The sequence below is a fragment of the Blautia sp. JLR.GB0024 genome (assembly GCF_037000545.1).
In the GTDB taxonomy this organism is placed as follows: Bacteria; Bacillota; Clostridia; order Lachnospirales; family Lachnospiraceae; genus Blautia; species Blautia celeris.
Genome location: NZ_JBANBF010000013.1, coordinates 1 through 20,082 on the forward strand (window position 1 = coordinate 1; position 20,082 = coordinate 20,082).

Below are 20,082 nucleotides of genomic sequence, written 5' to 3' on the forward strand. Positions count from 1 at the left end.
AAACAGGCCGCCGCATTGATTTCTCAATGCGGCGGCCTGTTTCATTTCATCTATTACTGAGCTAACTTAACCGGGTTAAGCTTAACGCTCGGTCCCATTGTGGAAGCGAGTGTTACACTCTTCAGGTACTGACCTTTCAGTGTGCTTGGCTTAGCCTTTGTGATAGCTCCCATGAGCGTCTGGAAGTTGTCCGCTAACTGCTCCTCTGTGAAAGAAGCTTTTCCGATTGGCACGTGAATGATGTTTGTTTTATCAAGACGATATTCAATCTTACCAGCTTTGATATCCTGAACAGCTTTTGTAACGTCCATTGTTACGGTTCCGGCTTTCGGGTTTGGCATTAAGCCTTTCGGTCCGAGTACACGACCCAGACGTCCAACAACACCCATCATGTCCGGTGTAGCAACAACAACGTCGAAATCTAACCATCCTTCGTTCTGGATCTTCGGAATCAGTTCCTCTGCTCCAACATAGTCTGCACCTGCAGCCTGAGCCTCGTCAGCTTTGGCATTCTTTGCAAATACTAATACACGAACAGTTTTACCGGTTCCGTGCGGCAGTACAACCGCACCACGAATCTGCTGGTCTGCATGACGTCCGTCACAACCTGTTCTGATATGAGCTTCGATTGTTTCGTCAAATTTAGCTACTGCTGTTTTTTTAACTAAAGCGATAGCTTCTTCTGTATCATATAAGTTTGCGCGATCAACTGCTTTTGCAGCCTCTACATATTTCTTTCCGCGTTTCATATTAAATAACCTCCTAGTGGTAATTGCGGGAATGTCCCTCCCACGTTCGTTTCAATAGTTCAAAAGGCAAGGCCTGGCCTTATTCCTCTACAGTGATTCCCATACTTCTTGCAGTACCTGCGATCATGCTCATTGCTGCTTCTAAGGAACCTGCATTTAAGTCCGGCATTTTCATCTCTGCAATTTCCTGAACTTTCGCTTTGGAAATTGTAGCAACTTTAGTTTTGTTCGGTACACCTGAACCGGATTTCAGGTTGCAGGCTTTCTTTAACAGAACTGCTGCCGGCGGAGTTTTGGTTATAAAGCTGAAACTTCTGTCCGCATATACTGTGATAACAACCGGGATGATCAGATCACCCTTGTCTGCTGTTCTCGCATTGAATTCCTTTGTAAACTGTACAATGTTTACACCGTGCTGACCCAGAGCAGGTCCAACCGGTGGTGCTGGTGTTGCCTTTCCAGCAGGAATCTGTAATTTAATATAGCCTGTTACTTTCTTTGCCATTTTCGGCACCTCCTAATTATGTGGTAATGTCGGGGATTTCCCTCCCACGAGCCATGTGACGTATGGCCCTTCATCTTCGTTACATTTTCTTAACTTCTGCGAAACTGATTTCAACTGGCGTTTCGCGGCCAAACAGCTCAACATTTATTGTTACAATCTGTTTTGCTTCATTGATGCTCTGGACAACGCCCACAGTATCTTTCCAAACACCGCCTGTAACAACAACACTGTCACCCTCTTCAAAGTCGATCTGGAGCGTTACGTTCTGGATACCCAGACGATCCATCTCTTCCTCTGTCAAAGGAACCGGTTTTGACCCCGGACCAACGAATCCTGTGACACCTCGTGTATTTCTGACAACATACCAGGTATCATCATTCATCACCATGTTAATAAGGACATAGCCCGGAAACATCTTCTTCTGCACCAGTTTTTTCTGGCCGTTTTTCATTTCCTCAACGTCCTCCATGGGAACACGGACTTCCAAAATCTGATCTTCCAGGTGTCTGTTTTCAATTGTCTTGTCAATGTTGGCTTTTACCTTGTTCTCATACCCTGAATAGGTATGCACAACATACCAATTTGTTTCTGACATAAAATCACCTTGTCCTTATTTGATTAATAGATTCAGAATCTGCAGGGCTCCGCTGTCAATCACGGCAATGAGCACTCCCAGAATGGCAGTGATCACCACAACCGCAACTGTCTGCTTTACCAGCGTCGGCCTGTCAGGCCAGATAATCTTCTTGAATTCAGCCTGAAGTCCTTTGGTCCAGTTCTTTTTAGGAGCTTTTACCTTCTTTTCTGCATCCATAGCTTCACCTCTCAAGCCAAATTATTTGGTTTCTTTGTGCATAGTGTGAGCCTTGCAGAACTTACAGTATTTTTTTGTCTCCATACGTTCCGGATGGTTCTTTTTTTCCTTTGTCATGTTGTAATTACGCTGTTTACATTCAGTACATGCCAATGTTATTTTTACGCGCACGACTTCTCCACCTCCATGTGTCTTTTATCTCCGGCAGATTCACGTCTCTGCCGCATGCAACGTTTCGGTTTCCTGCGACAAGATCCTATTTTCTGCCTGAAAATTAGGCACAAAAAAAAGACCTACTTCCACTGTCGCTTGTCCAGTTTAGCATAGAAATAGGTCTTTGTCAATTTATTTTTCTTTTGTTATCTCAACCCCCGGCCATTTTTTCGCCTTCATCATTCTTGATCTCCCAATGGATCAAAATCGTCAGGATTGCCCTCAGCACAATGATCCCCGCCACAATATAAATCTCGGACAGCTCCCTCACCACCACCGTGCGCAGGATCTCACTTCCCAGCTTGAACTCCAGCCCCATGGCAAGTCCTTTTGCAAGAAGCAGCTTTGTACCCGGGTCCCGCTTGACATAGTGGATTATCCCTCTGATCCCTGCAAATATAATAACTCCCACGCCGATATATTCAAATAACAGAATCGCCAGGTCCACGATTATACCCAGCACCTCTTCTAAAAACAGCATAGACTACCCTCTCTCGTCATTATGTAAACTATCTACATATGCCATCAACTCCCTCTCACTGGCAATATCGCCGTCAAAGGGATAGTTTTTTTCCACTTTCTCAAACAGCCGCTTCCATTTCTGTGCCGCTTCCCTGTCCTGATTCTGGATCAGATCATAGGCGTATTGGATACGCAGCACGGACGGCATTGAGGAGGAGCGCTTCAAAAACTCCTGAATCCCGGTCTTCTCATACTCTCTGCTCAGTTCTTCTCCGGGGCCATCCAGCATAAGTCTGCAGAATATCATCTCCGCCTCCAGCATGGACCTCTGGATTCCTATAAGACCGGATGCATGCTCCAGCAGCCTTTCCCCTATTTTCAGGGCTGCGGGGAAGTCCTGCCTGTCAATATTCCGGCCGGCGGCAAATACACCGGTTGCCACACACAGGGCATTATCCCACAGCGCTTCCGGTACAGGTTCAAACCACTCCTGTGGCATATCCTTCAAGCGTACTCCCAATGTAAACTGTTCATTTATCTTTAGCTGCAGCCACAGACAGCGCACTGCCTCTTTATCCTTCCCCAGATGGAGCGCATTGTATCCATCATTGTTTATCCCGCCAAGCCGCATGGGCACTGCATTCATCAGTGCAAGAAAGACACCGACAACAGCAAATGCCATAAACAGGATCTGCAGATACCCGTGTCCGTCTGCTGCAAAACAGATCATTAAGGATATGGCAGCAGACAGCAGATTAAAAAGGCTTCCGCCCAGATTGTACAGCAGATACGGCATACTTCCATTCACCAAGTCAGGCGGTGCCAGAAGGCACTGTCCCCCTGTACCCATAAGGGAATACCTGCCCCGCTTAATTCCGTCTCTTTTCTTAACCAGAATCACTTTTCCCACACGGAAGGAAGAAAACTTATATCCGCTCAGAAGCCCGCAGACCAGATGTCCCCCTTCATGTACGATCGTCTGCAGAAATGCTGCCGCATAAAGGCACAGGATTATCCACGCAAGACCTGCCAGAATTTCCGCAATCCTGACCTTTCCTCCATGCATTCTCTCCACAAACATCATGCCAAAGTACCCGCACGCTCCGCCGATCACGGCTCCCACGATCATCTGCGGCCACAGTCTCTGTCTTTTCTTTTTTATTCTGCCCATAATCTGCTCATTCATCCTCCCAAAACAGCCTGTACGGCAAATACGCCCGGCTATTGATCAATCTGCTGTCTCTTAATTTCTACAGTTACATATCATCTTACCCTGTATCCCGCCCACAGCTTCAGGTGCTACGGCTAAAATATCGGACTGCAGGGCAGCCGAACCACTCCACATTTCTTTTATTTGTGGTAAATGCGGGCAAATTCTCTTACCTGCCGCTCCAGTTCCTCAAGTCCGTCCTCCACACTGCATTCCGGGCTGTCATATTTATTCAGCAGAAAAAATATGGGGGCATAAAAATTAATTGCCATGGCCCTGGCATCCGCCTCTCGAAAGACTCCCTGACGTATCATTTCCTCAAACAAAACCGTCTGATAATGGATACTGTCCTCCATATAAATCTTCCTGTACACTGCCGCAATCTCCCTGTCCCTGTACTGCTCTATGGTGAGCATTCTGCGGAATCTGCCCGCAAAAGGGTCCTGCAGGTAAAACAGAAAGACCTTCCTGCTCAGCTCCACCAACTCCTCCACGCTTATGACGCCGTAGGCAAATGCTGCCGCCTCCACAGTGGTATCATCCGGAAGGCCAAACGTGTGGCTCATGGCCTCCATTCTTCTGGCCATCTCCTCCACAATGGTCTCAAAAATCTCCTTTTTGCTTTTAAAATGCTTATACAGGGAACTATCTTTGATTCCCACCGCATCCGCGATATTTTTTACACTGGTCCCCTGATACCCCCTGCTTGAAAAAAGTGTCAGGGCCTCCTCCACAATCCGCTCTTTAGTTGACATAACTTTGCTGTTTCCCTTCCAGATATTTTTTCACAGTTTCTTCCTGTTCAAACAATGCACAGCCCCCTGTATGTATACCGGTGAGGTTTCCATCCTCCCGCAGTCTGCGAAACAACGGAGAACGCATAGCTTCCTTAAGACTTACATCCTGCAGACTGGTGTCCGAATAGGGGGAGAAGGGACACGGTTCCGCCCCGCCCCGGGCATTGATATGGAAAAATCCCCGCCCTGCGGCAAGACACCCTCCGGATGCCCTCTCATCTCCCGGAAAAGAAATCAGAAGCATATCCCTCTGCGTCTCCCGCAGCGCATCCAGCCTGTCTGCCATATATACCCGATCCTCATCATCCGGTGCAAGACCTGCCGTATCTCTGTCCACAGGTACATATTCCACATAAATCACAGCTCTGCAGCCCAATAGGGAAAGTTTTTCAGAGAAAGTATCTGCAGTTACTTCCTCCATATTTTCTTTTGTCACCGTAACAGACACTCCATATAAGATATCCCGCGCCTTTAGCGCCTCCATGGTCTGCAGCAGACAGTCATAGATCCCGGCGCCTCTTCTGGCATCCGTCTTCTCTCTGTCCCCCTCAATGCTGAGAACCGGCAGAAGATTCCTGTTATCCGCAAATAGCTGCAGGCAGGCATCTCCCTCCGGGTCCGGCCCGCTTTTCCCGCTGTCCGGCAGAGTATTATTAATAATCATAGTACCATTGGTGAAAACAGGGAACAAGATATTTTTTCGCATTCCTGCTGCTTTCAGCACATCCGGCCTCATCAAAGGCTCCCCGCCTGCCAGCAGTATGAAGCCCACCCCCATATCCTCTGCCTGCGCAAAAATATCATCCCACTGTTCAGCGCGCATCCCATTATGCTCAGCCCCGCTGCTGCAGGCACGATTGGCCCATGCATAACAGCCTTTACAGCGGAGGTTGCACCGGCTGGTGATGCTGGCAATTAGAAACGGCGGGATATGCTCCCCATTTTTTTCAGCCTTCCTTCGTTTCCCCGCCGCCTGTCTGGCAGCCTGTGCATATTTCACCAGAAATACGGCGGATCTCGGATTTGTAAGAGACGCTTTCTTCATGCCTCTGATAATATTTTCCACTCCGCGGTTAAGATATTGTTCCAACTGTAATTTTTCCATACACTTCCCTCTCCCTTTCTCTGCATAGACTCTCTGCTCCTCAGGCTAGCAATCACTAGCTCTTTATCTCATTGTAGCTAGTATTCACTAGCTTGTCAAGCAAAATAAATCATGACTTCTTTGGAAATGAATGTTAAAATATAAGAATCACAGTAAATGGCACCCGCATCCGCACGCATATGAAATGAGGAAACCTCTTTGAAAAATATACTGGAATTAAACCATGTAAAAAAAGAATACTCCGCCGACGGCCTGAAGACCCTGGCCGTGGACGATGTCAGTTTTTCTGTACCTGAGGGAAGTTTTATAGGAGTTATGGGGGCCTCCGGCTCCGGAAAATCCACACTGCTGAACCTTATCTCCACCATTGACCGGACCACCTCCGGCCGGATCATACTTGACGGTACAGACCTCTCCCAGATACACCCAAACCAAATGGCACAGTTCCGCAGAGAGCATCTGGGATTCATTTTCCAGGATTATAACCTGCTGGACACTCTGACCCTGCGGGAAAATATAGCGCTTGCCCTCACAATAAAAGAACTTCCCCGGGCAGAGATCACCAAAATCACATTGGAGACTGCAGCCAGACTGGAAATAGAAGATATCCTGGACAAGTTCCCCTGCCAGGTATCCGGCGGACAGCGGCAGAGATGCGCCTGTGCAAGGGCAGTCGCTGCCAGTCCCCGGCTCATACTGGCTGATGAGCCTACCGGTGCCCTGGATTCCCACTCTGCCAGAAACCTGATGGAGACCCTGGTGATGCTTAACAGGGAGTTTGACGCGACAATCCTTATGGTCACCCATGACGCCTTCTCAGCCAGCTACTGCAAGACGATTCTGTTTATGAAGGATGGGAAGATTGTCCATTCCCTGGCACACCAAAAACAGGACCAATGGGGTTATTTTATGGAAATATTAAATACCACTGCAAAAGTAATGGGGGATTCCGGATATGTATCTTAGACTTGCTCTCCGAAACGCCAGGCGTTCCGGCCATGATTATCTGATCTATATGACTACGCTTACTATTTTGATCGGGGTCATGATGTTGTCCAACCTCACTGCCGCTGCGGGAAAAATGGAGGCAGGCTTTGAGACGAGTTCTCTGCCGCTCATCATAACAGTCATTATCCTTCTTCTGCTGAATTACATGAATCGCTTTATTCTGAACCAGAGAGCACGGGAGTTTGCTGCCTATGCTCTGATGGGAATGGAAAAAAACAGATTGTCCTGGATGTACTTTACAGAATTTTTGTTTCTCGGACTGTTCTGTTTTATATTGGGACTTGCTGTGGGAATACTGTTATACTATGGGCTTTCCCTCCCCTTTTCCCGTTTCCTTGACAGATCACAGATAAACCTTATCCTGATTTTGCAGGCTGCTGCACAGACCGGTCTTTACTTTATGGCCATACAGGTTCTGTCCCTCCTGAACTGCCGGAGGATTATCAGCCGTCTGGAGATCATCCAGCTTATGACCGTTCAAAAGAAGAACCGGCAGGCCGCTGTCACCCGTTTCAGCAGAATATGGCCGGCAGCTTCGCTTATCAGCTTTCTTCTTTTCTGCTCTCTCGTGTCTGCCATTGCCTTTCTTCCGGGAAATGAAGGTATGGCGTTCGTTTCCTGCATCGCTCCGGTTATGCTGTTTTTCGTCTTTTCTTTTTATAAGGCGTCCTATATAAACGGCAATAAATACCGACAGCAGAAAAATGAACACTTGTACCACAAAAACCGGCTTTACACCGCAGCCCTGCTGCTTTCAGACAGCAGATCCGATATCCTTATAAACAGTGTCCTCTGCACCTGTCTGCTTTTCTCCTTTTCCTCTTTTCTATGCGGATGGGTCATGCTGCAGGCCAAGGATGCAGTTATGGATGCAGTCTCACAGAGATGGATGGGATTTCTTCAGATCTGCATGTGCTCTGCTTTTATTGTCATCTATTTTTCCGTTCTGTCTGTGCAGCAGATCGTAAGCATCCGCAAAGAGGCTCATGGGCTGCAGGTTCTGCAGTATCTGGGAAAAAACCGGCTCCAGGTGACAAGACTTATGGCCCTGCAGATCTGTCTGAAATTTTCCATCCCGCTCATTCCCTGGGCCATTCTGATGCTGCCTGCCGTTCTGCTGTCTGACCATAAATTAACCCTCGCTTTGAGGACACCGCATCTGGTGCTTCAGGGGGCTGTGGGGTTTCTGATCTGCTTTACCCTGCTTTATCTCCTGTATTTTTATCTGGTTTACCATACAAATATAAAGAATATTTCTTAGGAACAACATTAGAAATCCCGGGGTTCGCCGGCAGGAATACGGAACAGGCTGCTCCGTATCCATGCCCGGCAAAGCTCCGGGATACTGTTTTATTGATTGATAAATGCAGCGATGGTCTCTGTCACATCATCGGGGACATGTTTTGTTCCCTGATAGCTGGCAGGGCCGTCGTCATATCTGCCTTCTGTAAATAGATGGGTAAGTCCCGGGAAGGACACAAACTTCCAGTTATCACTGCCCTCATAATTTTCTTTCCATATCTGAAAATCATCCATGGTCACCTGATAGTCTTCCTCACCCTGCAGGACAAGCACAGGAACGGTTATGTCTGCCGCTTCCTTTACGGCATCATAGTCCAGGAGACTCTTAATATAAGTCTGGGTCTGGCCCATGATCCTCTCATCCTCGGGCAGAGAATCTATATTCCTCATCTGTTCCACTGCTGCAAGCCCCTGTTCAAAAGCTGCCTTCTCCTGCTCGGTCGGCTCAGAGTTCAGGCTTTGAAGAAACTCATACTGCCTTTCCAGGGTATCCGCAAACCCTCTTGCCGGTCCGGCCATCATGATACAGCCGTCCGGCTGGCTTTCCTTTGCGATTGCCCCCATCATCTGGGCGCCCTGGCTGTGGCCAACCACATATACCTTTGAAACGCCTTCCTGTTCACGCAGCATCTTAACTGCCGCTGCAGCGTCATTTACCGTCTCATCGTATACGGTAAAATCTTTATCTTCCGCTAATTCCTTTCCATACACATAAGAAATCTTATCATAACGGTATGAGGCGATTCCTCTCTCGGCAAGTCCCCATGCCAAATCCTGAAATGGCTTGATCTGCCCAAGTGCCTCATTCCTGTCGCCGCTGCCTGAGCCGTGTACGAATACCACAGCGGGATATTCTTTCAGATTTTTAGGTGCCGCAAATGTTCCGGGCAGCGTGCGTCCTCCCGCTATACTCAGATCTATATCTGTCTCCGTCACATTTTCCGGTATGGATACCGCTTCTTTCTGTTCCTGATACGCACCTGTATGGACGCCTCCTATCCTGCCGTCCAGCACGGATATTACCATATTCAGCGGCTGTACGGTAAAATTGCAGGGAACCTGAATTGTATTATAACCGGCCTGCGGTTCCGACTCCCATGCAGGCTGAACCTCTTTCAGTTCGCCCACTGCATCCAGGGTACTCTGAAAAGCAGAAAGAATCTGACCACTATCCACAGCAGCTTTCATCTGATCCGTGTATTCATAATTGCCCTTGATATTCTCTTCACTGCCTGCAATTAAATCCTTCACAAATGCCTCGGCAGTCTCCAAAAGCTTCTGATCATCCGTCCGGGCATCTGCTTTATCCTGACTCTCTGCAGCCCCTTCTTTCTCATCCCCGGAACTGTTCCCGCCGGATGCTCCGTCCTCTTTTTCTGCAGTACTGTCTTCCTTCTGTGTATTCTCTTCCTTTTCCTCTGTGCCTTTGTCTTTCTCATTGCCCTTGCCGGAACAGCCTGCAAGCGCCGCCATAAGAGCAATACCCAGAATGGTTATGATCATTTTCTTTTTCATAGCGAAACCTCCTTACCACTGTCTGTTATTTTCTTTGTTGGCTTCACTATATCACACGGTCCCAAAATCACAACTGCCTTAACACAAGGTACAGAAAACAGAGAATAACGTAAGCTGCTGTAATCCGTGCCGGCAGAGGCTCACATTTTCTGTACCCTCTGTTCACTAAATTATTGGCAGTTCTCCCTACAGATTTGCACCGTTATTCCTGATTACTTCTGCATACCAGTTTGCAGAATCCTTTAATATACGTTCCTGTGTCTCAAAATCCACGTAAACCATACCGAATCTGTCGGAATATCCCTTTGCCCACTCAAAGTTATCAATCACGGACCAGGCAAAATAAGCATCCACCCTCACTCCATCCTCTATGGCGCGCCCAAGTTCCCGCAGATATCTATGGTAAAAATCAATCCGGCCCGGATCATGGACCTTACCGTCCAGGGACACCACATCCGCACAGCAGCATCCGTTTTCTGTGATGACGATAGGCTTCCGGTAGCGCTCATACAAAAACCGCGGGCCCCAGTAAAGAGACTCCGGAACCACAGGCCATCCATTGCCTGTCCTGGGGTAGCCTACAGGGCGCTCCACAGTCTCCCATCCGCCCTTTTTATCACTTTTTACCCTGTATCCATTGTAAATATTCTGTCCGTAGAAATCCAGCGGCTGATGCATCAGTTCCAGGTCCTCCGGTTTAAATTCCGGCATATCCTTCTCAAAAAGTTTCAGCCCATCCTCCGGATATCTGCCCAGCATGACCGGGTCACTCCACCAGCTCACGGACCACATATAATCCGGTTTATCCTCCACCGCGAAATAAGCTCTCCGTGCAGCCTCAATATCCTCCAGGGTGTCCGACGCGGGGATCACCGGATTGGAGGTAGGCGCATATCCGATCTGCGCATCCGGCACCAGGCTTCTGATGGCCTGTACAGCCTTGCCATGTGCCATCATCACATGGTGGGCCATTTCCAGTACACTGCGGCGGGACATAATGTTGCCGGGAGCGTGTTCTCCGCTCACGTGCCCCAGACCGACAAAACACTGCGGTTCATTGAAGGTCATGAAGAATTTGACCCTGTCACCGAATGCCCTGGCCGCCACTGCCGCATACTCTGCAAACCAATTGACGATTTCCGGGTTCTGCCAGCCGCCCATCCGGTGCAGGGCAAAGGGCAGATCCCAGTGAAACAGTGTCAGGCAGGGTTTAATATTGTACTTTAAAAGCTCATCGATCAATGCGTTGTAGAAGTCTATCCCGCTCTGATTAACCTCTCCTCTTCCCTCCGGCAGGATCCTGGACCATGCAATCGAAAAACGGTATGCCTGGATTCCCATATCCGCCATCATCTTTACGTCCTCCTTGTAGCGGTGATAATGGTCACAGGCCACATCTCCGTTATGCATGGAGAAGACTTTGCCCGGAGTCCTGCAGAAATCATCCCATACCGTGTACCCCCTGCTGTCTTCAAATGCACCGCCCTCTATCTGGTAAGAAGCGGTTGCTGTACCCCATAAAAAACTCTCTGGAAATCCCATAAAATATCCTCCTGTATATGCTGTTATATACTTCCATTCTAAGTGAAAAACCCTCTGTTTACAACTGTCCGTAGAAAAAGAGTCCGGAAAACCGGACTCCTGCGCCAAAGCGTCGGCAGTATTTAACTTCCGTACCCGCTTGGTCTTTATGTTTATATTTCTATCCCTGCCCGTCCAAAACGCAGCTTTACATAGGAAAGACTTTCCAGATAAGCCTCGTCTCCATCCAGGTGTTCAATGATCAGCGGCATATCCGGGTCCGCCTTACGCGCAAGGCCGGCGTACTTCTCCAGATTCAAACCGCCTCTGCCGCAGGCAGTTTCCCTGAACTGAAGGGTAAACTCCTGTCCAAGCGCCACATCCTTCAAATGACAGCTCCTGATGTACGGCCCAAGCTTACGGAAACACTCCTCCATAAACTCTTCGTGATAAAAATACCGTTCAGGTGTTGTGATCCAGTTGAACACATCCATATGCACGGCAAACCGCTCTCTGTCCACATCGTGAATCAGCTTTAAGTATTCATCCGGACCCATAGGGTACATCCAGGGCATCGGCTCAATCGTATAATAGGTATTTTTCGGATCTGCCGCATCTATAATATCCCGGATGCTCTTCACCACCAGTTCCCAGGTATCCTTTGTCAGATTCTCCTTATAGGGACCGTCCCACCGCTCTCCTCTGGAACCGGAGACGTTTACACAGCATCTGGCGCCAATCTTATCTGCCAGCTTTAACTGTTCCACACATCTTGTAAATGCTGCCTCCCTGACCTTGTCATCCGGGGAAATGGGGTTGCACCAGGCTCCCACCTCCGCGATCATCAGTCCGTACTCTTTGGCAGCCTCCGTGTATTGTTCCAAAAGTGCCCGGTCACAGGTATAGTCCACAGGAAAATTCACAGAAGTACATCCCATCCGGTGCATTTTTTCAGCCCATTCCCATGGACTTTTATGCTCCAGAGGGCTGGATAATCCCAGTCTCATCCGCATTTCCTCCCGATTATCTGTCGCTCTCCAGCAGTTCTACGATACATTTCAGGTCTTTATAAGCGTTCATGTAAGTATATCTTCCGCTGGCATCGCCGTATTCGCCCTTCTGCTCCAGAACCATGCCAAAAACCTCGCAGCGTTTTACCGCTTCCGGCATTTTCATTCCTTTGATATTGAATGCCACATGGTGGATGCCCTCACCATGTTCGTTCAGGTAATTCCTCCATGTGGAGGGTGCTTCATTTGGCTGGATCAGTTCAAGCTGCAGTCCCGGTCCCACATCAAAAAATGCAAGATAACTGTTGGCCTCCGGTGCAGGCTGGCCCTTAAACTCCGTCTGTGTGGTCTCATATTCACCGCAGAGAGCTGCCTCCGGCTCCTCAACGCCTAAAAACTCTGCCCATTTCTTTTTCGTGGCGTTGATATCCTTTACAATAAACCCAACCTGACAAACTAAATCTGTACCTACTACTCCATTCATAATTCTTTCCTCACTTTACCTTTTTTGTTTTATATTCTTCCCACCGGTGTTCCGGTCCTCACAGGCTCCGGTCTCTCGCAGGCAGTTTTCATTTCATATACTTTTTTATCACGTGCTGATTCCATCATGCCTGTGATGGCCTCGATCACATGGCAGGCCATCTCTGCATTTACTCTGGGCTTTCTGCCGCTGACTATGGAATCTGCCAGATCCAGTACACCGATTCCCCTGGTATACTCACCTATATGGGGATACAGCTCGGGCAGCTCCACGCTGATATTCTGCCTGGCCTTTGTCTCTTCACTGTCATCATACAGCACATCCAGGGTCCTTTCTTTTCTGTAGACCTTTGGTCTGCCGCCGGACATATTGGGGTCCGGCACCTCCAGTGTTCCCTCCGTCCCGTATATCTCAAACATGGGCAGATTGGAATGCCAGATGTCAAAACTGATATTCATACTCACGATCACCCCGGACGCAAGCTCCGCGGTACCCGAATAATGGGCAGGCGTCTCCACCTGTATCTCCTGCCCTTTCAGCGGCCCGGTGTATATCTGCCTGACGGGAAAGCCGGTGCCGGAAAATGCGCTGACGCGTTTTACCGGTCCAAGCAGTGCGGCCAGTGCCGTAAAATAATACGGTCCCATATCATACAGAGGCCCTGCTCCCTGCCGGTAAAAATTACCGGGGGCCGGGTGCCAGGTCTCCACACCGTTTGACATCATATTGGCAGTCACATAGAGAGGCCGCCCAATCCATCCGTCATCCAGTATTTTCCTGCATGTCTGCAGGGAAGACCCCAGAAAAGTGTCCGGAGCACTGCCCACCAGAAGTCCTTTTTCATCCGCCAGCGCCATGACCTCCCTGGCCCCGGCAACTGTTGGTGCAAATGGTTTCTCACAAAACACATGCTTTCCTGCCAGCAGAATTTTCTTATTCAGCTCCGTATGAAACTGCGGCGGAGTCAGGTTCACCACCAGCTCCACTTCCTCCATGGCAAGCATCTCCTCCACAGAGCAGCCTGCAGGTACCTGGTATTTCTCTGCATGGCTCCTTGCCAGCTCCACATTTACATCCGCACAGGCTGCCAGATGCAGGGAAGGATAAAAGCGCTTGATATCCCGGATATAGGTATTGCTGATAACTCCGCATCCGAGTATTCCCACATTTACATTTCTCATATTCGGCTCCTCACGATCTTGCACCTCAGTACGGCATTGGCTCACCCCTGTAGTTGATGAAGGGGACATCCATATCCGGTATCTGTTTCTTCCTGTCCAGAATGTCATACAGTCCTGCTGCTGACTCGGAAGGCGGAATCTGGGCATTTTCTTTTCCCATAATGGTGTCCATACGGCCCGGATGAATCATGTAGATCCGCATATGCCGGTCTGTCTGCTCCTCTGCCAGATAGTTCCGTACCTTCTGGGTGTACATATTTGCCGCATGCTTTGACACAGAATATGCCAGATAGTTGTAGCCCTGAGGACTCAGATGCCCTGCCTCAGATGTAATATTCATGATACAGGCATCTTTGGATGCATACAGCAGGCGGATAAAGTATTTCAGCACTATGGCAGTGCCTGTCACATTTACATCCAGTGTTTTTCTGAACTTCTCCACATCCAGGTCAGCAATGGCATCTCCGGGCATCACCATTTTTTCAAACAATACCCCTGCGTTATTCACAAGGAAATCTATATGTCCGAATTCCTGCTGCACCTGTAATGCCGCTTTCTCTGTCATTTCCCGGTCCGTGACATCCATCTCCAGGATTTTCAGGCTGCCCGGATATTGCTCTTCTAATTTCAGCAGACCGCCGACAGAGTTCTCATCTCCGGTATTTCTGCAGGCTGCCAGCATGGTGTGGCCGCGGCGCAGCCCTTCTTTTATCATCTCATAGCCCAACCCCCGGTTGGCGCCGGTCACTAATCCAATCATATTGCCTCCTAATAATCTGACTCTCCGAACCGGAAGACCTTAAACAGTACCAGAATGATCGCCAGTGCGATCAACAGCAGGATCCAGGCCATTGCGGATGCATATCCCATCTTAAAGTAAGAGAACGCGTTCTGATACAAATACAGGGAATAGAACATGGTCTGATTGTCCGGCCCGCCGCTGGTCATTATGTACGGCTCTGCAAACCACTGGAACACGGCAATGATCAGTGTCACCACATTGTACAGAATGGTGGAGCGCAGAAGCGGTATGGTAACGGACATAGTCTGGCGGAAAAATCCTGCCCCGTCCAGAGCCGCTGACTCATAAAGACTGTCCGGTATATCCTGCAGTCCTGCCAGATAGATGATGATGGCATTGCCGCAGGTCCACACCATCATGATGATCAAAGCCGGCTTTGACCAGAACATGCTGGAAAGCCATCCCGGCCCCTGGATACCAATGTATCCCAGCAGACGGTTGACAATACCTGTATCCGGCTGCATAACCCAAATCCACAGAAGACATGCTACTACTGTGGGCACCAGTGTGGGGATAAAGAAGATCACACGGAAAGGACCGGTATATTTTAACTTCTTATTGTTGAGGATAATAGACACTGCCACCGCAATGAATGTGGTAATCGGTACTCCGAAGATAACCATATACACGGTATTGCTCAATGCCTTTAAAAATGTCTTGTCCTGAAACAGTGCCTTATAATTTCCGAGTCCTATGAAAACAGGGTCCTTGATGACCTGATAATCACACAGGGAATAGTACAGGGAGGAGCAGATCGGGTACAAGGTAAACACCAGAAAACCGATGATCCACGGAGAGACGAACAGCAGACCATGAATGGCTTCTTTTTTTCTCATATTCATTTTCTTCATTGTTCCGCCTCCTTAACCTTTGATTCCCGACATTGCGATACCCTGGATAAAATACTTCTGCATCACAAAGAAAAGAATGAGTACAGGAAGTATCATCACAGCGCCCAGTGCCAGCAGCAGACTCCAGTTGGGGTCCAGATTGGATTTCAGCATGGAAGCTGCCAGGGAGAGTGTATAAAGCTCATCCTTCCCAAGAAATACCAGAGGTCCCAGGAAGTCATTCCAGGAGCGGATAAATGCAAAGATCGCAACCGTTGTCAGTGCCGGCTTAGCCATAGGAATGACCAGCTTTGAAAAAATGGTAAACTCCCCTGCCCCGTCTATTCTGGCAGCCTCTGAGATATCCTGAGGAATCCCTGTGAAGAACTGGCGCAGAAGAAAGATGAAGAACGGATTTCCAAAAAAGCAGGTAACCGTAAGAGGAAGGAAAGTTCCGATCCACTTCATTTTCGTGAACATCAGGAACAGAGGAACCAGTGTAACCTGATAAGGGAGGATCATCGTGATCAGCACCAAGATAAACACTTTGTCACGTCCCGGCCAGCGCAGCCTGGCAAAACCGTAAGCCACCAGGGAACAGGACAGCAGGGAACCGACAATATTACATACTACGATGATCATTGTGTTCTTTAAATATTTAAAAAAGGGAATGGACGAAAACATGTTGATAAAATTCCCGAACTGGAACTTATCCGGCAGCCATTTAAAGGGCACGCGGAACAGTTCGCTCTCCGCCTTAAAAGAACCCATAAACAGATAAAATATGGGCAGAATAAACAGAATCGCCAGGACGATCAAAAACGCATACAGAAATATGACTTCCAGGCTGGGAATTTTCCCTTGTTTTCTCTTCCTCTGTGGTTTAGCCATCTCAAATCTCCTTTCTCCCCGGCAGGAGTGCCCCGCACAGCAGCAAAACTGCTGTACGGGAATTCCCGCGGGATTTTATGCCGCCTATTCGGCGTTATCCAGTTCCGTCTGATATTTATCCTGAAGTTTCTGCAGTTCACCCTGAATGTCCGTAATATTACCGTAAATCACACCTTCACGGAACGTTACAAATGCTTTTGCAAGTTCTGCGGAGCAGGAGCAGAGTGCCGGGATTCCGTTTTCCGGTGAATTGGCAAGTTCTCTCTCCAGTTTATACATTTCATCTCCGTCTTTTGTCAGACTTACATTGTCAAACTCAGCATCACTTGTGGGAATACTTCTCCACTGTGCAAAGTTATCCTCATTGACTGCACCTGACATACAGAATTTGATAAACAGTGCTGCCAGTTCAGGATTCTGGGAACCTTTCGGAACCGCAAACACATTTGTCTGGAATGTGGTACTGTCCGCACGTCCGCCTTCCGGTACCGGAACTGCGCATACTTCATAGTTTACATCAGGAGCGTACACACGCAGTGCATTGGAGAACCAGTTGCCTGTGATAGTCATGCCGACTTTTCCTGTCATAAAAGCATGGTCAGGTGAGAACATTCCGCCGAGACCTGAGGTGAAGGAGGAAATCCTTTCCGGATCATATTTCTCGCCGTAGGACTGCAGCCATTCCATACAGGATACCATCTGCGGGGAGGTAAGGTTTAATTTGTTTGTATCCGCATCATACACATCAGCTCCGAAGAAGAAGGGAAGGGTAAATGCGTCATCCTTCAGATCCAGCCACGGGATCAGACCAAATCTGGCATAGCTTCCGTCGTCGTTCTGAATGGTCATGGCCTCCGCCCACTGATCTAATTCGTCCAGGGTCTTCGGCGGATTCTCCGGGTCAAGCCCTGCTTCTTTTGCTATATCAGGATTGTAGTATAAAAGCATAACATTCGTATCCTGAGGAATCAGATATGGCTCATCCTTGTAGTAAATTACATCCTTACAGCCGTCAAAGAAGTTGTCCACATTCAGGTTTACCTGTTCCAGATAAGGCTCAAGCATCTCAAAGCTGCCGTTGGCCGCATAGGAATATGCCGCTGTCGCATTATCGCATATTACCAGGTCAGGTGCCTGGCCTCCGGCGATCGCAGAGAGGAGCTTGCCATTGTTAATGCCTGCGCCGTCAGGTACGAACTGTACGTTGCATTTGATACCTTTATCTTTATATAATTCATTGAATGCATCCACGCGGCTCTGGTCCCAGACCTGGGAATCCCCGGTAAATGCCGACCAATATGTAAATTCACCTGTCAGATCCGTATCCTCGGCCTCCAGCCCCATGGACTTTAATTCCTCTGCAGACATCTTTACGGATTCCTGCGCCTCTGTGGTTTCCCCTTTTTCTTCCGTCTTATTTTCCTCTGTCCCCGTGGTGGACGTGTCCCCCGATGCAGAGCTGCTGTCTCCGCCGCATCCGGCCAGTGTACCTGCTGCCATACATAACGTTAAGAATGCTGCTACTAATTTTTTCTTCATACGTTTCTCCTTTCCTGCTTTACCCTCTATACCTTATTTTTTCGGTTCGTATTTCACCTGTACAAATGTCCCCAGTTTTTCTTTGCTGTCAAAGACTGTGTAATTTCCGCCCTCATATTCCCCGTAATGGCGGATTGGCATATCGTTTTCCTCAAAGTATTTTACTGCCGCGTCTCTGTCATCTGTCATAAACGCAATATGGTGGATACCGTCACCGTTTTTCTCCAGGAAATCCTTCCAGGAACTCGGTTCCTCATCAGGCTCTGTAAGCTCCAGAACTACCTGGCCCAGATTAAATACCGCAAGTTTTGCTCTTGTTTTGCTGGGCATCCCCTTGAATTGTGTGTGAGCCACGGATTCCTCGGGAACCCGGAATATCTCCGGCTTCGGAACGCCGAAAAGTTTTGCGTACTCCTCTGTTGTCTTTTCCAGGTCTTTCACCACCAGGGCTACCTGGCAGATCGTCTTGCCATCAATTACTCCCATGAATAAATCCTTTCTTTGCTTGTATTCGTTTTAACCTTCACGCGCTTCGGTTTCGATATGTTTACTATAGCATTGAAGCAGAGTGTTTTCTATTAATTTATTGCTATATAGTCACTATTTATTGCTTTATATTTTGAAGTAATGCAAATTATCAATATGCAATTAGCACATTCTCACACATTAACTGTGGCATTTTTGTGTAATATGCACATTTATTTATCGCAATATTTAACCTATAATATCTAGTATAAGAATCTATTGTGTGTGTTTGTTAAAATTTGTCTATTTAATTATCATTTGCAATATTTTATTATGCTTTTTTACAATTAAAATCATAAGGAGTAATTTGTTATGATCAAAGCCGATTTATCAGAACCTATGTACTTTGAACATGATATGTCCATCAATGTATCCTATGGACATTACTATTCCCGCTTTCCCATGCACTGGCACAGCTTTATGGAGATTGTGGCACCGCTGTCCAATGACATGTCTATCACCCTTGGAAATGAAACATATGCACTCACGGAAAACCAGTTTGCCCTGGTACCTCCCCGCAGCCTGCACTCTCTGACAAAAAATAGTACGGTACCCTGTCTGGTCCTGCAATTTTCCAATATGCTGCTGCCGCAGCTCCATGATTTCATCATCCACAGACAGCTCCTCTGCTGCCAGCCTGTCATTGACGTGACGGACGCTGTACCATTTAGCGACAATCCGCTGGAAACACTTATAAAGATCAAGGGACTGTTCTACAGCGATATCAGCTTCAAGGAAATGCGCATGTATGAAGAACTTCTCCATTTTTTCATTGTGATAGGGGAACATAATTATCAGATCAAGAATTCACTCTCTGCCCAGAAAACACCGCAGCAGAAAGCATACGACAGAAAATTCGATGCGGTTACAGAATACATAAAAGAACATTATACAGAACAAATCAGCCTGGAAGACCTGGCTGCCTTTGCCGGATTCAGCAAATACCATTTTTCAAGGATTTTCAAGGAATATTACCAGATGTCCCTGCCTGAATATATTACATCCCTGCGGGTATCACGCGCAACGGAACTCCTGGAGAATCCGGACCTGTCCATTATGGATGTTGCGCTGCAGTCGGGTTTTTCCAGTCTGCCGTCTTTTAACAGAACATTTAAACAGATCAATAACTGCACGCCATCCCAATTCAGGAAGATGTTTGATCATTTTCCCGGATAGGAATTGCAAAGTATGTCTTTACAAACATGCAAATACATGATATATTGAAAATATAAAGGACAGCCGCCCACAAGGTGAGTTGACCGTTATGATGAGAAGAAAGACCACCCGTCCACTGGCCAAAGTTTCAGGGTGGTTTTTCTATGTAGATTACTTACAAAACATAAATATGAATGTAAGCAATGCCAATAGGAACAGACCAAAGGTCATTATATCCTGAAAATCGAAATGATTTTTCATAGACATCACCTCCATTCTATAGAATAGAGGCCATCCCACCCTGCAACACGGCTATCCGTCTTTACATTATAGCATCCAGTTATAGCATAAGCAATCTGTAATTTTGCACAAAAAACAACCGAAAGAAGGATTAACTTCCCATCTTCCGGTCTTTAGGAAAATCTTATCTACACCGAACTCGTATAGAAAGGTAAATTTTTTTC

Annotated in this window: 22 protein-coding genes; 3 read left to right on the forward strand and 19 right to left on the reverse strand. The window is 47.7% G+C overall.

Going from position 1 to position 20,082, the window contains the following annotated elements:
- Positions 1 to 53 precede the first annotated feature (53 nt).
- The 9 genes from rplA to V8Q34_RS21575 all read right to left on the reverse strand — a co-directional run bounded on the left by rplA (position 54) and on the right by V8Q34_RS21575 (position 5,855).
- Entirely contained in the window at positions 54 to 749 is a 696-nt protein-coding gene (rplA, locus tag V8Q34_RS21535) for a 50S ribosomal protein L1 (protein WP_033139666.1), read from the reverse strand.
- A 79-nt stretch (positions 750 to 828) separates the two neighbouring features.
- Positions 829 to 1,254, reverse strand: coding sequence for a 50S ribosomal protein L11 (rplK, locus tag V8Q34_RS21540; RefSeq protein WP_033139665.1), 426 nt, complete (start codon positions 1,252 to 1,254; stop codon positions 829 to 831).
- Positions 1,255 to 1,333: 79 nt separating this feature from the next.
- A complete protein-coding gene (nusG, locus tag V8Q34_RS21545; protein ID WP_033139664.1) occupies positions 1,334 to 1,849 on the reverse strand; it encodes a transcription termination/antitermination protein NusG in 516 nt (171 codons plus the stop codon).
- A gap of 15 nt (positions 1,850 to 1,864) precedes the next feature.
- Positions 1,865 to 2,068, reverse strand: a complete 204-nt coding sequence (gene secE, locus V8Q34_RS21550) for a preprotein translocase subunit SecE (RefSeq protein ID WP_033139663.1) — start codon at positions 2,066 to 2,068, stop codon at positions 1,865 to 1,867.
- Positions 2,069 to 2,089: 21 nt separating this feature from the next.
- Entirely contained in the window at positions 2,090 to 2,239 is a 150-nt protein-coding gene (rpmG, locus tag V8Q34_RS21555; RefSeq protein WP_018597038.1) for a 50S ribosomal protein L33, read from the reverse strand.
- 193 nt (positions 2,240 to 2,432) lie between these two features.
- Positions 2,433 to 2,762, reverse strand: a complete 330-nt coding sequence (locus V8Q34_RS21560) for a DUF1622 domain-containing protein (protein ID WP_033139662.1) — start codon at positions 2,760 to 2,762, stop codon at positions 2,433 to 2,435.
- Positions 2,763 to 2,765: 3 nt separating this feature from the next.
- A complete protein-coding gene (locus tag V8Q34_RS21565; RefSeq protein WP_335836295.1) occupies positions 2,766 to 3,914 on the reverse strand; it encodes a hypothetical protein in 1,149 nt (382 codons plus the stop codon).
- Between the two features lie 179 nt (positions 3,915 to 4,093).
- Positions 4,094 to 4,708 carry a TetR/AcrR family transcriptional regulator gene (locus V8Q34_RS21570; protein ID WP_335836296.1) on the reverse strand — a complete coding sequence of 205 codons (615 nt, stop codon included), beginning with the start codon at positions 4,706 to 4,708 and terminating at the stop codon, positions 4,094 to 4,096.
- A complete protein-coding gene (locus V8Q34_RS21575) occupies positions 4,698 to 5,855 on the reverse strand; it encodes a radical SAM protein (protein ID WP_335836297.1) in 1,158 nt (385 codons plus the stop codon). The genes V8Q34_RS21570 and V8Q34_RS21575 overlap by 11 nt, the downstream gene beginning before the upstream one ends.
- Before the next feature lie 198 nt (positions 5,856 to 6,053).
- Here V8Q34_RS21575 and V8Q34_RS21580 point away from each other — a divergent pair, with 198 nt between their 5' ends.
- Complete coding sequence (locus tag V8Q34_RS21580; RefSeq protein WP_335836298.1) at positions 6,054 to 6,821, forward strand: ABC transporter ATP-binding protein; 768 nt, start codon at positions 6,054 to 6,056, stop codon at positions 6,819 to 6,821.
- Positions 6,811 to 8,124: an FtsX-like permease family protein gene (locus tag V8Q34_RS21585; RefSeq protein WP_335836299.1), complete on the forward strand. Its 1,314-nt coding sequence runs from the start codon at positions 6,811 to 6,813 to the stop codon at positions 8,122 to 8,124. Before V8Q34_RS21580 ends, V8Q34_RS21585 begins: the two co-directional genes overlap by 11 nt.
- 89 nt (positions 8,125 to 8,213) lie before the next feature.
- Here the strand turns inward: V8Q34_RS21585 and V8Q34_RS21590 are convergent, their stop codons facing one another.
- The 10 genes from V8Q34_RS21590 to V8Q34_RS21635 form a co-directional block, all read right to left on the reverse strand.
- Positions 8,214 to 9,680 (reverse strand): alpha/beta hydrolase family protein, encoded by a 1,467-nt coding sequence (locus V8Q34_RS21590; RefSeq protein ID WP_335836300.1) that lies wholly within the window; start codon positions 9,678 to 9,680, stop codon positions 8,214 to 8,216.
- 186 nt (positions 9,681 to 9,866) lie between these two features.
- Entirely contained in the window at positions 9,867 to 11,222 is a 1,356-nt protein-coding gene (locus V8Q34_RS21595; protein WP_335836301.1) for a GH1 family beta-glucosidase, read from the reverse strand.
- A gap of 152 nt (positions 11,223 to 11,374) precedes the next feature.
- Positions 11,375 to 12,208, reverse strand: a complete 834-nt coding sequence (locus V8Q34_RS21600; protein ID WP_054351784.1) for a sugar phosphate isomerase/epimerase family protein — start codon at positions 12,206 to 12,208, stop codon at positions 11,375 to 11,377.
- A 16-nt stretch (positions 12,209 to 12,224) separates the two neighbouring features.
- Entirely contained in the window at positions 12,225 to 12,695 is a 471-nt protein-coding gene (locus V8Q34_RS21605) for a VOC family protein (protein WP_335836302.1), read from the reverse strand.
- Positions 12,696 to 12,724: 29 nt separating this feature from the next.
- The gene (locus V8Q34_RS21610) at positions 12,725 to 13,876 is read right to left on the reverse strand and encodes a Gfo/Idh/MocA family protein (RefSeq protein ID WP_335836303.1); all 1,152 of its coding nucleotides are present in this window, start codon (positions 13,874 to 13,876) and stop codon (positions 12,725 to 12,727) included.
- A 25-nt stretch (positions 13,877 to 13,901) separates the two neighbouring features.
- Positions 13,902 to 14,636: an SDR family NAD(P)-dependent oxidoreductase gene (locus V8Q34_RS21615; protein ID WP_335836304.1), complete on the reverse strand. Its 735-nt coding sequence runs from the start codon at positions 14,634 to 14,636 to the stop codon at positions 13,902 to 13,904.
- An 8-nt stretch (positions 14,637 to 14,644) separates the two neighbouring features.
- Positions 14,645 to 15,529, reverse strand: coding sequence for a carbohydrate ABC transporter permease (locus V8Q34_RS21620; RefSeq protein ID WP_103731148.1), 885 nt, complete (start codon positions 15,527 to 15,529; stop codon positions 14,645 to 14,647).
- A gap of 12 nt (positions 15,530 to 15,541) precedes the next feature.
- Complete coding sequence (locus tag V8Q34_RS21625; protein WP_103731147.1) at positions 15,542 to 16,399, reverse strand: carbohydrate ABC transporter permease; 858 nt, start codon at positions 16,397 to 16,399, stop codon at positions 15,542 to 15,544.
- A gap of 84 nt (positions 16,400 to 16,483) precedes the next feature.
- A complete protein-coding gene (locus tag V8Q34_RS21630; protein ID WP_103731146.1) occupies positions 16,484 to 17,938 on the reverse strand; it encodes an extracellular solute-binding protein in 1,455 nt (484 codons plus the stop codon).
- 33 nt (positions 17,939 to 17,971) lie between these two features.
- The gene (locus tag V8Q34_RS21635; protein WP_033139649.1) at positions 17,972 to 18,424 is read right to left on the reverse strand and encodes a VOC family protein; all 453 of its coding nucleotides are present in this window, start codon (positions 18,422 to 18,424) and stop codon (positions 17,972 to 17,974) included.
- A 351-nt stretch (positions 18,425 to 18,775) separates the two neighbouring features.
- Here V8Q34_RS21635 and V8Q34_RS21640 point away from each other — a divergent pair, with 351 nt between their 5' ends.
- On the forward strand, positions 18,776 to 19,639 hold the full coding sequence (locus tag V8Q34_RS21640; RefSeq protein ID WP_148391837.1) for an AraC family transcriptional regulator: 864 nt from the start codon (positions 18,776 to 18,778) through the stop codon (positions 19,637 to 19,639).
- Positions 19,640 to 20,082: the final 443 nt, after the last annotated feature.

What these genes read in the sequence shown, in the direction of transcription:
- rplA (WP_033139666.1), bottom strand. Translation starts at nt 749, where the DNA reads ATGAAACGCGGAAAGAAATATGTAGAGGCTGCAAAAGCAGTTGATCGC.
- rplK (WP_033139665.1), bottom strand. Translation starts at nt 1,254, where the DNA reads ATGGCAAAGAAAGTAACAGGCTATATTAAATTACAGATTCCTGCTGGA.
- nusG (WP_033139664.1), bottom strand. Translation starts at nt 1,849, where the DNA reads ATGTCAGAAACAAATTGGTATGTTGTGCATACCTATTCAGGGTATGAG.
- secE (WP_033139663.1), bottom strand. Translation starts at nt 2,068, where the DNA reads ATGGATGCAGAAAAGAAGGTAAAAGCTCCTAAAAAGAACTGGACCAAA.
- V8Q34_RS21560 (WP_033139662.1), bottom strand. Translation starts at nt 2,762, where the DNA reads ATGCTGTTTTTAGAAGAGGTGCTGGGTATAATCGTGGACCTGGCGATT.
- V8Q34_RS21565 (WP_335836295.1), bottom strand. Translation starts at nt 3,914, where the DNA reads ATGGGCAGAATAAAAAAGAAAAGACAGAGACTGTGGCCGCAGATGATC.
- V8Q34_RS21570 (WP_335836296.1), bottom strand. Translation starts at nt 4,708, where the DNA reads ATGTCAACTAAAGAGCGGATTGTGGAGGAGGCCCTGACACTTTTTTCA.
- V8Q34_RS21575 (WP_335836297.1), bottom strand. Translation starts at nt 5,855, where the DNA reads ATGGAAAAATTACAGTTGGAACAATATCTTAACCGCGGAGTGGAAAAT.
- V8Q34_RS21585 (WP_335836299.1), top strand. Translation starts at nt 6,811, where the DNA reads ATGTATCTTAGACTTGCTCTCCGAAACGCCAGGCGTTCCGGCCATGAT.
- V8Q34_RS21590 (WP_335836300.1), bottom strand. Translation starts at nt 9,680, where the DNA reads ATGAAAAAGAAAATGATCATAACCATTCTGGGTATTGCTCTTATGGCG.
- V8Q34_RS21595 (WP_335836301.1), bottom strand. Translation starts at nt 11,222, where the DNA reads ATGGGATTTCCAGAGAGTTTTTTATGGGGTACAGCAACCGCTTCTTAC.
- V8Q34_RS21600 (WP_054351784.1), bottom strand. Translation starts at nt 12,208, where the DNA reads ATGAGACTGGGATTATCCAGCCCTCTGGAGCATAAAAGTCCATGGGAA.
- V8Q34_RS21605 (WP_335836302.1), bottom strand. Translation starts at nt 12,695, where the DNA reads ATGAATGGAGTAGTAGGTACAGATTTAGTTTGTCAGGTTGGGTTTATT.
- V8Q34_RS21610 (WP_335836303.1), bottom strand. Translation starts at nt 13,876, where the DNA reads ATGAGAAATGTAAATGTGGGAATACTCGGATGCGGAGTTATCAGCAAT.
- V8Q34_RS21615 (WP_335836304.1), bottom strand. Translation starts at nt 14,636, where the DNA reads ATGATTGGATTAGTGACCGGCGCCAACCGGGGGTTGGGCTATGAGATG.
- V8Q34_RS21620 (WP_103731148.1), bottom strand. Translation starts at nt 15,529, where the DNA reads ATGAAGAAAATGAATATGAGAAAAAAAGAAGCCATTCATGGTCTGCTG.
- V8Q34_RS21625 (WP_103731147.1), bottom strand. Translation starts at nt 16,399, where the DNA reads ATGGCTAAACCACAGAGGAAGAGAAAACAAGGGAAAATTCCCAGCCTG.
- V8Q34_RS21630 (WP_103731146.1), bottom strand. Translation starts at nt 17,938, where the DNA reads ATGAAGAAAAAATTAGTAGCAGCATTCTTAACGTTATGTATGGCAGCA.
- V8Q34_RS21635 (WP_033139649.1), bottom strand. Translation starts at nt 18,424, where the DNA reads ATGGGAGTAATTGATGGCAAGACGATCTGCCAGGTAGCCCTGGTGGTG.
- V8Q34_RS21640 (WP_148391837.1), top strand. Translation starts at nt 18,776, where the DNA reads ATGATCAAAGCCGATTTATCAGAACCTATGTACTTTGAACATGATATG.